This window comes from Streptococcus sciuri (genome assembly GCF_024814375.1).
Lineage (GTDB): Bacteria > Bacillota > Bacilli > Lactobacillales > Streptococcaceae > Streptococcus > Streptococcus sciuri.
This window is the reverse complement of sequence record NZ_JANUXX010000004.1, coordinates 64,286-77,404: the sequence shown is the minus strand read 5'-3', so window position 1 is coordinate 77,404 and position 13,119 is coordinate 64,286. Positions and strand designations below refer to the sequence as shown.

The 13,119-nt window shown below is 39.1% G+C and carries 14 protein-coding genes; 5 read left to right on the top strand and 9 right to left on the bottom strand.

Going from position 1 to position 13,119, the window contains the following annotated elements; translation table 11 throughout:
* The first annotated feature begins 102 nt into the window (after positions 1–102).
* Both NXS10_RS04475 and NXS10_RS04470 read left to right on the top strand, forming a co-directional pair.
* Positions 103–555 carry a universal stress protein gene (locus NXS10_RS04475; RefSeq protein WP_259138116.1) on the top strand — a complete coding sequence of 151 codons (453 nt, stop codon included), beginning with the start codon at positions 103–105 and terminating at the stop codon, positions 553–555.
* A 272-nt stretch (positions 556–827) separates the two neighbouring features.
* Positions 828–1,139 carry a hypothetical protein gene (locus NXS10_RS04470; RefSeq protein ID WP_259138113.1) on the top strand — a complete coding sequence of 104 codons (312 nt, stop codon included), beginning with the start codon at positions 828–830 and terminating at the stop codon, positions 1,137–1,139.
* A gap of 187 nt (positions 1,140–1,326) precedes the next feature.
* On the opposite strand, the gene NXS10_RS04465 is transcribed toward NXS10_RS04470, so the two are convergent.
* Both NXS10_RS04465 and NXS10_RS04460 read right to left on the bottom strand, forming a co-directional pair.
* Positions 1,327–1,521 carry a hypothetical protein gene (locus NXS10_RS04465; RefSeq protein WP_259138111.1) on the bottom strand — a complete coding sequence of 65 codons (195 nt, stop codon included), beginning with the start codon at positions 1,519–1,521 and terminating at the stop codon, positions 1,327–1,329.
* A gap of 178 nt (positions 1,522–1,699) precedes the next feature.
* Positions 1,700–3,100, bottom strand: a complete 1,401-nt coding sequence (locus NXS10_RS04460; protein ID WP_259138109.1) for a Cof-type HAD-IIB family hydrolase — start codon at positions 3,098–3,100, stop codon at positions 1,700–1,702.
* Positions 3,101–3,299: 199 nt separating this feature from the next.
* On the opposite strand from NXS10_RS04460, the gene NXS10_RS04455 reads away from it, so the two are divergent.
* Positions 3,300–4,262, top strand: a complete 963-nt coding sequence (locus tag NXS10_RS04455; RefSeq protein WP_259138107.1) for an asparaginase — start codon at positions 3,300–3,302, stop codon at positions 4,260–4,262.
* 40 nt (positions 4,263–4,302) lie between these two features.
* Here the strand turns inward: NXS10_RS04455 and scrK are convergent, their stop codons facing one another.
* Complete coding sequence (gene scrK / locus NXS10_RS04450; protein ID WP_259138105.1) at positions 4,303–5,184, bottom strand: fructokinase ScrK; 882 nt, start codon at positions 5,182–5,184, stop codon at positions 4,303–4,305.
* Between the two features lie 132 nt (positions 5,185–5,316).
* Positions 5,317–7,245 (bottom strand): sucrose-specific PTS transporter subunit IIBC, encoded by a 1,929-nt coding sequence (locus NXS10_RS04445; protein WP_259138103.1) that lies wholly within the window; start codon positions 7,243–7,245, stop codon positions 5,317–5,319.
* Positions 7,246–7,436: 191 nt separating this feature from the next.
* On the opposite strand from NXS10_RS04445, the gene NXS10_RS04440 reads away from it, so the two are divergent.
* Both NXS10_RS04440 and NXS10_RS04435 read left to right on the top strand, forming a co-directional pair.
* A complete protein-coding gene (locus NXS10_RS04440) occupies positions 7,437–8,876 on the top strand; it encodes a sucrose-6-phosphate hydrolase (protein WP_259138101.1) in 1,440 nt (479 codons plus the stop codon).
* A gap of 12 nt (positions 8,877–8,888) precedes the next feature.
* Entirely contained in the window at positions 8,889–9,854 is a 966-nt protein-coding gene (locus NXS10_RS04435) for a LacI family DNA-binding transcriptional regulator (protein WP_259138099.1), read from the top strand.
* Positions 9,855–9,930: 76 nt separating this feature from the next.
* Here the strand turns inward: NXS10_RS04435 and nusB are convergent, their stop codons facing one another.
* The 5 genes from nusB to NXS10_RS04410 all read right to left on the bottom strand — a co-directional run bounded on the left by nusB (position 9,931) and on the right by NXS10_RS04410 (position 12,997).
* Positions 9,931–10,368 (bottom strand): transcription antitermination factor NusB, encoded by a 438-nt coding sequence (gene nusB / locus NXS10_RS04430; RefSeq protein ID WP_259138097.1) that lies wholly within the window; start codon positions 10,366–10,368, stop codon positions 9,931–9,933.
* Positions 10,361–10,750, bottom strand: a complete 390-nt coding sequence (locus tag NXS10_RS04425; protein WP_259138095.1) for an Asp23/Gls24 family envelope stress response protein — start codon at positions 10,748–10,750, stop codon at positions 10,361–10,363. Before NXS10_RS04425 ends, nusB begins: the two co-directional genes overlap by 8 nt.
* A 32-nt stretch (positions 10,751–10,782) precedes the next feature.
* Entirely contained in the window at positions 10,783–11,343 is a 561-nt protein-coding gene (efp, locus tag NXS10_RS04420; protein WP_259138092.1) for an elongation factor P, read from the bottom strand.
* Between the two features lie 109 nt (positions 11,344–11,452).
* Positions 11,453–11,917: a deoxycytidylate deaminase gene (locus tag NXS10_RS04415; protein WP_259138090.1), complete on the bottom strand. Its 465-nt coding sequence runs from the start codon at positions 11,915–11,917 to the stop codon at positions 11,453–11,455.
* 12 nt (positions 11,918–11,929) lie between these two features.
* The gene (locus tag NXS10_RS04410) at positions 11,930–12,997 is read right to left on the bottom strand and encodes a M24 family metallopeptidase (protein WP_259138088.1); all 1,068 of its coding nucleotides are present in this window, start codon (positions 12,995–12,997) and stop codon (positions 11,930–11,932) included.
* Positions 12,998–13,119: the final 122 nt, after the last annotated feature.

The window sequence follows — 13,119 nt, the reverse complement described above, 5'->3', positions numbered from 1 at the left end:
AAAATTTTTATTAGAAATTTAAGAAACATCGAGTAAATCGCTTTCAAGTTTTTCAAAAAAGGAGTATAATAAACATACAAAGTGAAGTTAAGGAGAAACAATATGTCTCATCATTATCAACATATTATGGTTGCCATTGACGGTTCTTACGAATCTGAATTGGCCTTTGAAAAAGGGGTTAATGCCGCGCTTAGAAATGGGGCTGAACTTATTTTAGCCCACGTCGTGGATACACGTGCCTTGCAAAGTGTGGCAACATTTGATACCTATGTCTATGACAAATTAGAGCAGGAATCTAAGGATGTCCTAGCAGATTATGAGCAGCAAGCTCGCAAAAGAGGGCTTGAAAACATTAAACAAGTCATCGAATTTGGAAATCCCAAAACCTTATTGTCGCATGATATTCCTGACAAGGAAAATGTCGATCTCATCATGCTCGGTGCTACAGGACTCAATACGTTTGAACGTTTACTTATCGGTTCATCATCTGAGTATATCCTCAGACATGCCAAAGTGGACTTGCTCATTGTACGTGATAGCGATAAGACATTCTAATCCATTTTGTTCCCACTTTACCCCAGCTGTTTCGTTTAGCAACTGGGGCTTTTAGGATTGTAGAATCTTTTTTGTTTTCTTTTTGAGAGATTATAATTCCTGTGAAACTAGTTTTCCAATTCTAACTCTACCATTCCCTCTTGCATTAAAAAGCTTTAATCTTAGTAAATACACGTTCCTAGATTTGATTTTTCACCTTGATTATGGTACTATCTCTTCATTAAAGACAGAAGAGGACAGCATTAGCGGAGAAAAGTAAGAGGATAGGCAGGATGATAGCTTGGGTAAAAAAAATACGAGAAGAGTATTTAGAGACTAGAATCCATTCTGGAGAGGATTTTTTAGAATGGTTTATCAAAAGAAAGATGACCTGGGGACAGAGATGGCTAGTAGTGATTATGCTTAACTTTATCGTTCAACCGTTGCTATGGAATATCAAATTTTTATTATGCCTTCTTGGCTTTATGCCCATCTTATTATTGTTTTATCTTTTGGGACAATTATTTTTTTGTGGGAGATTTCTGTATAATAGATTATTTGAAAAAAATAAAAAAGGCAACATTTCTGATAAAAGCAAATCATAACCACCCATGAAAACGAAACTTCATATTCTTTAACACTCAACTTATCGAGCGTAAAGAATATGTACTACATCAGACATTTTTACCCCACCAGAACCTGTAATAACAATACTCACCTCATGCTCATCTCATCTTTTAGAAAACAGCTACTTTCTCTTGTACCTTAGCAATCTAAGACTATCCTATTTTTTCATACGGACGACAACTTGACTATCCAATCACTGTAAAAGACAGCACTGATTGAGATGTGATTAACCGTGCGACTTTTTACGATTGCTATATCGACAAAGATGATTGCTATCACTTCATCATCACACATTCTATAGGTGATTGACAAGATGTAGGTGACAGAGTCTGAAATGCCTGTTCTAACAGACTTTATCATTGTTTATCTGACTGACGTCTTTGTTGAGACTTTGCTATAAACTTTAGGGACTTAGCAAGGCTTGTTACCAAGTTTAGCAGTGATACTCATCTCACTGTCATGGATGTCAACAACCCTAATTAAGAGAACAACAAAAAAACGCTTATGCTACTTGCAGAGGCGTTTTATAGTATTTGTTTTATTTAGAAGAGCGATTTTGGCTACGATTGAGTGCTTTTTGCAACTGACGATCAAGCTCTCGTTTAATCTTAGGCTCTGGTGCAAAGCGTTCTTCCCAATCGTCAGGTTTTAATACTTTGTGTGTCACAGGATCAAAATGAGCTTTACCATCAGGAAAGATTTTTCCCATATTTGCCTCGTGGACAGTATCAAACAAAGGTTTAGGATCAACACCCATCAGAACAAAAGAACCATAAGTCAGATAAAGCAAATCAACCAAAGCATCCACTTCGCCGACTAGTGGTGTTTCTGGGTGTGCTTTTGCTTGCACTTTCTTAGCTGCTTTATCCACTGCAACATGCAAATCTAAAACAGATTGTGTAAAGGTCTTTTTATCACCCTGACTAGCAGCATAGAGAAACTCAACGATTTCTTCCACTTTGAAATCCGCTCTATACCCTGCTTCTTTAGAAGCGTAAATCCTTGGTGTTTCGTTAGTGTCACCGTCCACTAACTCATGGAAATCTTTGACCTTGTTAAAGTTTACATCTTTACTATCAAAGCGAGTTTCATTGCCCAACTGAATAAGTCCATAGTGAGACAGGGCTTTAGCGATACCATCACTGTTGTTGCTAGCTGTCGTGTAATCAGCCAAAGCTTTAATCTTATCATCAGCATTCCCCATCGCAATTCCTAGACCAACACCAGATAGCATCTCAAGATCGTTTTCAGAATCACCAAATGCCATGACCTCAGAAAGGTCAAAGCCAAAGTAGCTACCAGCTTTTACAATCCCTTTTATCTTAGACTGTCCTTGACTAATGAAGTCCACCGAATAAGGGCTACTTCTTGTCACCTGAAGATGGGGAAATTCTCCTTTTATCTTCTTTGTAGACTCTCCTGATGCAACCATGACAATCTGAAAAATAGGTTCTCTTAGTAGCGTAAAGAGAGCCTTTGTGTTTTGTGGCTTAAATCGCCTAAGCAAATGTTTAAAACTCCGCCCAACCGTTTTAATCATTCGACGAGGGATTAGACTACTCACCCATTGTCCAAAACGACTCGTTCCAAGTCCAATAATACCAGATCCAACAAGCCCAGATGCCGTCCCTAGTGAAATATCACATCGCTTTTCAGAAGCATAACGAATGACCCGGTAAACAAGTGAACGCGAAATCGGATTTATGAAAATAATCTTATCTCGTGTATAGATATACTGACCATTGTAGGTGATAGCTATATCTAACCCTAAATTCTCTAAATACGGTTGCACAAAACTAGGCCCTCTACCTGTCGCTACACCCACTATAATTCCTTGCTCTTTTAAAATCGAAATAGCAAGATGTGTCGATTTTTGCACATTCTTACGATCGTTGAGAAGAGTACCATCAATATCAAAAAATACTGCCTTAATTGCCAAAATAGTTCTGCCCTTTTCCAATCAGTATCAACATATATTGCCTTTTTCTATTATACCTACTCAGGTAACATTTGTCATCTTTATTTTCTTTTCTATGAGCTTTGCTTTTTATACTAGCAAAATCTTTTTTGGCAAATGGGTGGTTAGAGGCTTTCTTTCTATGGTAAAATAAAAAAACAGTATGAAAGGATAAATAATCATGAAACACATTCTTGTTCTCCACACTGGAGGCACTATTTCAATGCACACTGATACCAATGGACATGTCACACCTGAACATGACAATCCAATGAACCACGTTGCAGTACATTTAGAACACATCAAAGTAACGTCAAAGGACTTCTTCAATCTACCCAGTCCTCATATCACACCAAGACACATGTTAGCCCTCTACCATGAAATCAGAAAAGTAGCTAACCATTACGATGGCGTTGTCATCACACATGGAACAGACACATTAGAAGAAACAGCTTACTTTTTAGATACTATGTCTCTTCCTGATGTTCCTGTCATCCTAACAGGTGCTATGCGAAGTGCTAACGAACTGGGAAGTGATGGAGTTTACAACTATCTCTCTGCTCTTCGTGTTGCAAGTCATCATAAAGCTCGACATAAAGGTGTTCTTGTTGTCATGAACGACGAAATTCATGCAGCTAAATACGTCACTAAAACCCATACGACAAACGTTTCCACTTTTCAAACTCCTATTCACGGACCACTCGGTATCATCATGAAACATGATATCCTCTTTTTCAAATCCACCGAGGAGCGCATGCGATTCGATTTAGAGGCTATCTCTGGAACCGTTCCTATCATCAAAGCTTACGCAGGTATGGGTGATAGTGGTATCATCAGCTTTTTATCTGCAGACAATATCGATGGATTAGTTATTGAAGCACTTGGTGCAGGTAATGTGCCACCTAGAGCTGCTACTGAGATTGAAGAGCTCACAGCTCAAGGTGTGCCCGTTGTGTTGGTTTCTCGATGCTTTAATGGTATCGCTGAGCCTGTTTATGCGTACGAAGGCGGTGGCGTAAGACTACAAAAAGCAGGAGTTATGTTTGTCAAAGAACTAAACGCTCCAAAAGCTAGACTAAAACTTCTTATTGCTCTCAATGTCGGTCTCAAAGGAGAAGAGCTCAAAAATTATATTGAAGGCTAATTAAAAGGACTGAGTTAACCCAGTCCTTTTAATACACCGTCTAGCGCTCTGCAATCTTTTTAGCCAGTGCAAAATTACCAAGTGTCGCTGAACCATTTTCTGCAATAGCAGGGGTTACAATATAATCATGAACATCTGGTGTAGGAAGATAACCGTTCATCAAGCTTTCAAATTTTGCACGTACACGAGTGAGCATGTGTTCTTGTGCCATAACGCCACCACCAAATACTATAACTTGGGGACGATAGAGAAGTGTTGCCTGAACAGCCGCTTGAGCAATATAGTAAGCTTGAATATCCCAAACCGTTGCATGTGAATCAATCAACTCACCACGAATACCTGTTCGCGCCTCTAAGCTTGGTCCTGCTGCCAAACCCTCTAGACAACCATTGTGAAATGGGCAAGTTCCAACAAAGTCATTGGCAAGATCTTGCGGATGAACTGCAACATAAGTGTGCCCTGCCTCAGTATGTCCTGTACCACCGATAAACTCACCATGCTGAATAGCACCTGCACCAATCCCAGTTCCTATCGTATAATAAACAAGACTATCAACACCTGTTCTCACCATAGACTCACCATAAGCAGAACTATTAACATCTGTTGTAAAGTAGAAAGGCACTTTAAATTCTTTTGAAATGAGACCTACCAAATCCACATGTGACCAATGTTCTTTTGGTGTTTTCGTGATGTAACCGTAAGTGCTAGAATTCGGATCAATGTCAATCGGACCAAACGATCCGATGGCAACACCTACCAAGTCCTTCTCAAAACGTTTGAAAAAAGCTACTGTACGCTCAATCGTTTCATAAGGCGTTGTTGTTGGAAATTGCACTTTTTCGACAATCTGAAAATCTTCATCTCCTACAGCACAGACGAACTTTGTCCCACCAGCCTCCACACTACCGTATAATTTTGCCATATTATTCCTCAAATCTTCTAATTTTAATTGTCCTTACGCTTTATTATAATGAAAACACAACCATAAAGCAAGAACTCTCTAAGCCCAAAAAGAGTTTGGGATATTATACCTCAAACTCTTTTCTTGATAAGATCATTTCACTGAAAGAAGGTTGTCTCCTACAGCTATTTTCCCATTAGCTAGTGGAGTTACTTCTTCATAATCAGCTGTGTTTGTCACGATGACCATAGTCGTGTCGTCAAGTCCAGCCGCCTTAATCTTAGCAGAGTCAAAGGTCCCAAGAACATCACCCTTTTTCACTTTTTGCTCTGCTTTTGCTTTTTGTTCAAAACCTTCACCGTCCATTGATACCGTATCAATACCAACGTGGATGAGAATTTCAGCGCCGTCGTCTGATTTCAATCCGTAAGCATGACCTGTTTCAAAGGCGATTTGAACGGTACCGTCAACAGGAGCATAAACCGTGTTTCCGCTAGGTTTAATAGCAATCCCTTTACCCATAGCTTCTGATGAAAAGACTGGATCATTAACAGAAGTCAGGGCAACTGTTTCACCATCAAGCGGGCTAACAATTGTTTCTGCTTTAACAAGCTTTTTTTCAACCGACACAACTACAGGTTGTTCAGTTGCTGCATCTGTCGCAACTAGGTCTGCTACCTCTGCCACAAATACGTTTGCAGCTTTTGTTTTACCATAAAAGTAAGTAAAAGCAAAGGCAAGAACAAATGTAATCAACTCAGCAACAACATACATTGGAATCGATTTTGCATTGATAGAAAGAAAACCAAGGAAACCAGCCGAACCGAGAGAAACGGCTGCAACTTTTGTCAAACCTGCAAAAGCTGCACCAACAGCTGAAGCTACAAGGGCACAGAAGAATGGGAAGCGGTATTTCAAGTTAACCCCAAAAAGAGCAGGCTCTGTAATACCCAAAAGAGCTGATACCCCTGAAGATGATGTCAGACCTTTCATTTTCTTATTCTTTGTCAAGAAGTAAATAGCAAAAGTAGCTGCACCTTGTGCAACGTTTGCCATTGAAGCAACAACAAAAATAAAGTCTCCGTTACCTGTTCCTTCTCTCCAAGCTGATAGCAATTGTGTTTCAATAGCAGGAAACGATTGGTGAAGACCAGTCATAACAATTAGCGAGTAAGTGCCACCAAAAATAGCCATACCGATAAATCCAGTTGTGTTGTACAACCATACAATCACATCTGTAATACCATTTGAAATAAGCAACATCACAGGTCCCACCACAGTAAAGGTCAAAAATCCTGTAATCATTACTGATAACAATGGTGTAAATGTAAAATCAACAGCTGAAGGCAATTTTTTGTGGAAGAACTTCTCAAGATGAGCCAAGATATAAACAGCTGCTAAAACTGGGATAACTTGATAAGCGTAATTCGTTTGACTGACGTGTAATCCAAAGATGTTCCAATATTCGGCAGAAGCACCAAGGTCACGTGTTGTCATAATCATACCAATAGCTGCTCCAAGGAACTGGTTAGCTCCAAAGCGCTTAGCCGCTGAAATACCCACCAATACTGGAAGATAGATAAACGGTGCTGCTGACATGACTTGAATCATATTTGAGATACCCTCAATAGCTGGGTACTGCTCAACAAGAGACTTAGCACCAAACAAGCCTGCAGAAGTCAGGAAGTTATTAAGTGCCATCAAAAGACCACCTGCAACGAGGGCAGGGATAATCGGAACGAAGATATCAGACAAAAGTTTGATGAAAGCCATCAATAGATTTGTCTTTTGACCTTCGGTAGCAATTTTTTTCAAATCATCTGTTGAAACTTCTTTAAGACCTGTTTCTTTTATCAACTCAGCATAAACAAAGTTAACATCACCAGGCCCAATGATAACTTGGTACTGACCATCTGTTTTAAATGTTCCTTTGACATCATCATCTGCATCAAGAGCAACTTGATTGACTTTGCTGTCATCTTTTAGAACAAGGCGTAAACGAGTTGCACAGTGTGCCGCTGCAACGAGATTATCCTTACCAACGGCAGCGATAACCTCTTTGGCTACTTTAGGGTAATCCATTTAATATCTCCTTAAAAATTTTTCCTCTCGTCGTGAAAGCGTTTCACGAACTCACTCTTTTATTTTATCACCTTTTGGCAATATGTCAAGCGTTTTGCAGAAATTTATTTTTTTAACAGTAAAATGTTGATTTTTCAAGAGAAAACGTTTACCATATGCATATAAGATTTTAATTTTTTGGAGAGTAACTTATGAATTTACCAACAGAGGTGCGCTATCGCCCTTATGCGGACTGGACAGATGAAGAAATAGTAGCTATAAAAGAAAATATGGCAAAATCACCTTGGCATGCTACTTATCATATTGAGCCTAAGACAGGGCTTTTAAACGACCCAAATGGTTTTTCTTACTTTAATGGAAAGTACCATCTTTTTTACCAAAACTGGCCTTTTGGTCCTGCCCACGGTCTCAAACAGTGGGTACACACTGAAAGTGATGATTTGGTTCACTTTAGAGAAACTGGTATCACACTCAAACCAGATACAGAGCACGATAGCCACGGCGCATACTCAGGTAGTGCTTATCCTATCGGAGACAATCTTTTCCTCTTTTATACTGGCAATGTCCGAGATGAAAATTGGGTACGTGACCCTCTTCAAATCGGAGCCTTTATGGATAAGAAGGGCAATATCACCAAATTCAAAGATGTTCTCATCCAGCAACCCTCTGATGTTACAGAGCATTTCCGTGACCCTCAGATTTTTAACTATAAAGATCAACTCTATGCTATCATTGGCGCTCAAAGCTTAGACAAAAAAGGATTTATCAAATTATATAAGGCTATAAACAATGACGTTCATAACTGGATATTTGCCGGTAATCTAGATTTTACTGGCACAGGCAGCGAGTATATGATTGAGTGTCCAAATCTTATCTTTGTAGATGACCGTCCTGTTCTTATCTACAGCCCACAGGGATTGGATAAAGCAGAACTCGCTTATGATAACATCTACCCTAACACATATAAAATAGCTGACAGTTTTGATCCTGAAAAAACAAAACTCATCAATCCTTCTACTATCCACAACTTAGATTATGGTTTTGAAGCTTATGCTACACAAGGTTTCAATACACCAGACGGACGTGCGTTTATCGTCAGCTGGATTGGTCTACCTGATATTGACTATCCAACTGACAAATATGATTATCAAGGCGCTATGAGTCTTGTGAAAGAACTGACTATCAAAGATGGCAAGCTTTACCAATACCCAGTCTCTACTATGGCAAACTTGAGACAAAGCAAAGAGACTTTTTCTGACAAGCAAACGACCAACAATACCTACGAACTTGAATTGCAAGTTCCAGCAAAAACAAAAGCTGAAATCATTCTTTTTGCTGATAAAAATCAAAAAGGATTACGACTCTGTATCGACACCAAAACAGGAATGTTTGAGCTTGACCGCTCTCAAGCAGGGGAGCAATACGCCACAGCATTTGGAAATATTCGCACCTGTCCTATCGCTCAACAAGAGTGCACTCTCAATATCTTTGTCGATAAATCCATTATTGAAATCTTTATCAATAAAGGCGAAAAAGTGCTCACCAGCCGTATCTTTCCGTTTTCTCATCAAACAGGAATCACTTTGATACGGGGCAACGTTTCTGGAAAATACTTTGAGTTACATAAGTAGGATGGAATAAATATGGTTGCAAAATTGACAGACGTCGCAAAATTGGCCGGAGTTAGTCCGACCACAGTCTCACGTGTTATCAATAATAAGGGATATTTATCTGAAAAAACTATCCAAAAGGTCCGAAATGCTATGCAAGAGTTAGGTTATAAGCCTAACAATCTCGCTCGTAGTCTACAAGGAAAATCTGCCCAGCTGGTGGGACTTATCTTTCCAAATATTAGCAATATTTTCTATGCAGAACTCATTGAACATTTAGAAATTGAACTATTCAAACAAGGGTACAAAACCATTATTTGTAACAGCGAAAACGACCCAAAAAAAGAGCGTGAATACCTAGAAATGCTGGAAGCCAATCAAGTTGATGGCATCATCTCCAGTAGCCACAATCTCGGAATTGGCGACTATGAACAAGTTGAAGCCCCTATTGTCGCTTTTGATCGTAATCTGGCGCCAAATGTCCCTATTGTTGCTTCCGACAACTTTGGAGGAGGTATCCTTGCGGCTAATACCTTACAAAAAAATGGTTGCCAGAAAATCATCATGATTTCCGGAAATGATAACTCTGACTCACCAACAAGTCTTCGCCAACTTGGTTTTTCCTATCACCTCAAAAAACAAGCCAGAATTATCCATATCCCGCATGATTTATCCACCATTAGACGAGAAATGCAATTAAAAACTACCCTAACAAATTACCAACCAGATGGTGTCTTTGCTTCAGATGATTTGACTGCCATGGTTATTATAAAGATTGCTAGACAACTGGGGTTAAGGATACCACAAGATTTAAAAATCATCGGTTATGATGGAACACAATTTATCCAAGACTATTATCCAAGACTCACCACAATCAAACAACCTATCAAAGAAATTGCCGAACTTTGCGTTGAAGTCTTGATGAAAAAAATAGCTAAAGAAAAAACAGCTAAAGACTACGTCCTGCCTATCACTCTACATGCTGGATCTAGCTGCTAAAAAAGCTACCTAATAGGTAGCTTTTTTGATGAGACAAGTTTTTTCCTTATCTTTCGTTTTATAAAGTTAAAGTTTTTTAAGCTTCATCTATTACAAATTGACTAAGAACACCATTGATGAACTTAGCGGAGGTATCATCAGCATATTTTTTAGCAATCTCAATCACCTCATTGACAGCAACACGACCTGGAGTTTCTTCAAAATAGCTAATTTCAAACAAACCTAGCCGCAAAAGTGTCTTATCAACCAAGCTCAAACGCTCAAGTGACCAACCAGTCTTCAAACTTTCTGAAATAGTGCAATCAATAGCTGAACACTCATCTAAAACACCCTTGACGAGATTCATCAGAAAAGCTGGTAAATTAACTTCTTTTTCTTCACTAAGAGCCTTATCGTAAGTGTAAGCAAAATGAATGGCATCTAGCACATCTCCCTCAAATTCTAAACTAAAGAGAGCTTGAAATGCACGCTCACGTAAATCACGTCTTGAGTCAATAAAACCACTTTTAGTCATCCAAGAAATCCTCGTCAAATAGCGATTTCATATCAGGTTTGGGTGTTTTTTCTGGAACAATACCCTCAACATGGATATTAACCTCTGTAATCACAACCTCTGCCATATCATGAACTGCAGACTTGACAGCTTGTTGAATAGCCATCGATACAGCAGGAACATTGACACCGTACTGCAGATATACATAAATATCTGCAACGACAGCGCCTGTGTCATCTGTGGTGAGATAGACTCCACGGCTAAGAGTTGATTTGCTAAGACTATCTGCAACACCTTTATTACGAAGTGAATGGACACCATCAACCTTGGTAGCTGAAATACCTGTTATAACTTCTAAGACACGTGGTGAGATAACAATATCACCGATAGTTTCAGTTGTCATAGCCTATCCTTTCTAAAATGATTGTCTTATCATTAGGCACGTGAAACGTATGTACCCTCTTGGGTATTGATCACGAGTTTTTGACCAACTTCGATAAAGTCTGGAACATTTACCACAAGACCTGTTTCCAGAGTTGCAGGTTTTCCTGAACCAGTCACTGTAGCACCCTTGATAGACGGTTGTGTTTCTGTAACTGTCAACTCAACAGTTGTCGGAACAGTCACACCGATGACTTCTGTTCCATAAAATTGGATTTTTACTTCAGCATTTTCAAGAATGTAGAGCAATTCTTGCTCTACATTAGCCACTGGAATCTCGTACTGTTCATAGTTTTCAGTATCCATGAAATAAGCAGTTCCGTCCATTTGATAAAGGTACTGTGCTGGGCGTGTTTCTATGATAGCTTGTTCAAATTTTTCTTCAGGACGATAAGTTGTATCAAAGGTTGAGCCTGTACGCACGTCACGCAACTTCATGCGCATAACAGTATTCCCCTTACCTGGTTTGTGGTGGCTAGCTTCAAGCACTCTAATCAACTTACCATCAACTGTCTCAAAAGTCATACCAGATCTAAGTTTGCTTGCTTCAATCATTATTATTACCTCTTTGTTAAATCTTAATCATCTCATTCTACCATAAATAGACTTTATTCTCAAATGTTTTTGTAAAAAGCCAGATGAATGACCTATTCTCGTTTTAAAATTAGACTTTTTCCTCTTTTCTGCCCAAATGCACATGGGGCACATCATGTTGCGTGTAGCAAACACCTTTCTTCTCAAGAAGTTCAATGGCAAAAGGATGTGGATGATAAGCAGTTTTGTAAGTTACTTTTGTGATACCCGCCTGTAAAAGTGCCTTGGTACAGTTGATACACGGAAAATGCGTCACGTAGATTTCTGTATTATTCGTTGAAATACCCTCTTTTGCACACTGAATGAGTGCATTCATCTCCGCATGAACCGTGCGAATGCAGTGTCCATCCTCCATCTCATGTCCTATTTCACTACAATTCTCCAGGCTTGACACTCCACCATTGTAGCCTGTTGCAATAATACGATTGTCCTTAACTAATACTGCACCGACAAACGCTCTATTGCAAGTAGAGCGTTTTGAAATCAACTCTGCATTTGCCATAAAATAATCTTGCCATGATAGACGATCTGTCATGATATCCTCCTACTAGATGATGAGTAACTCTTTTGGTGCTAAAGTTAAAACTTCACAGCCATTTTCTGTCACAACTAAATCATCCTCAATACGTACACCGTACTTTCCATCAATATAGATACCCGGCTCATCTGTCAAAGTCATGCCAATTTGCAAGGTTTTATCAGATTTCCCAAAGTAAGGTATCTCATGAATGTCTAAGCCAATGCCGTGTCCAATACCGTGCGTAAAGTAATCACCGTAGCCTGCTTCATCAATCACTTGACGAGCGACTTTATCATAGTCACGGTAGGTCATCCCCTTCCTAGCAGCATCTAGTAAGGCTTGATTGCTTGTAAGGACTGTATCATAGATATATTTTTCCTCATCACTAGCTGATCCTATATGAATCGTACGTGTCATATCACTGACATAGTGTTGATAGTAACAGCCAAAATCCAACGTCAACATCTCATTATTTCCAATAACCTTATGGCTAGCAACTCCGTGAGGCATACTTGAGCGCTCGCCAGAAGCAACAATAAACTCAAATGAAGGACCTGAAGCTCCTAATTCACGCATACGAAAATCAAGGAAATTTGCAACTTCTAGTTCTGTCGTAACATTGGGTTTGATGAAATCAAGAACATCAAGAAAGGCCTGATCTGAAATCTGACAAGCTTTTTTGATGATAGCTATTTCGTGATGATCTTTCACCATGCGTAGAGTCTCAATAATATTATTTGTCGCCTTTAGGACATGGTCTTTAAATATTTGTGATAATCTCTGATAGAGGCTATAGCTGATTTCGCTATCAAAACCAAGTGTTTCAATCTTATCTCCTTTAATCCGCTTTTCAATCTCCACAAAAGCATCTCGCGACTCAATAATATCAAAACCAGAGATGACTTCTTTTGCCACCAAACTATATCTGGCATCGGTCACAAACAAGCGGTGTTTAGAACTGATAAAAACTACACCAGATGTCCCATGAAAGCCTGTCAAATAATAGATATTAGCTAGATTGGTTACTAAAAGACCATCACAACCAGCTTCTGAAAGAGATTTTACTAACTTACCCACACGTTGCTCAAATACCATCTCAATACCTCCTTAGATGTGCTCATATAGCTCTATTGTAGCATGAAATAGGGCTAAAGGCTAATCAAAAAAAACTAACAGTATTAGTCTTTTTTGACTTTCCAAGCAATTGAGATTTCATA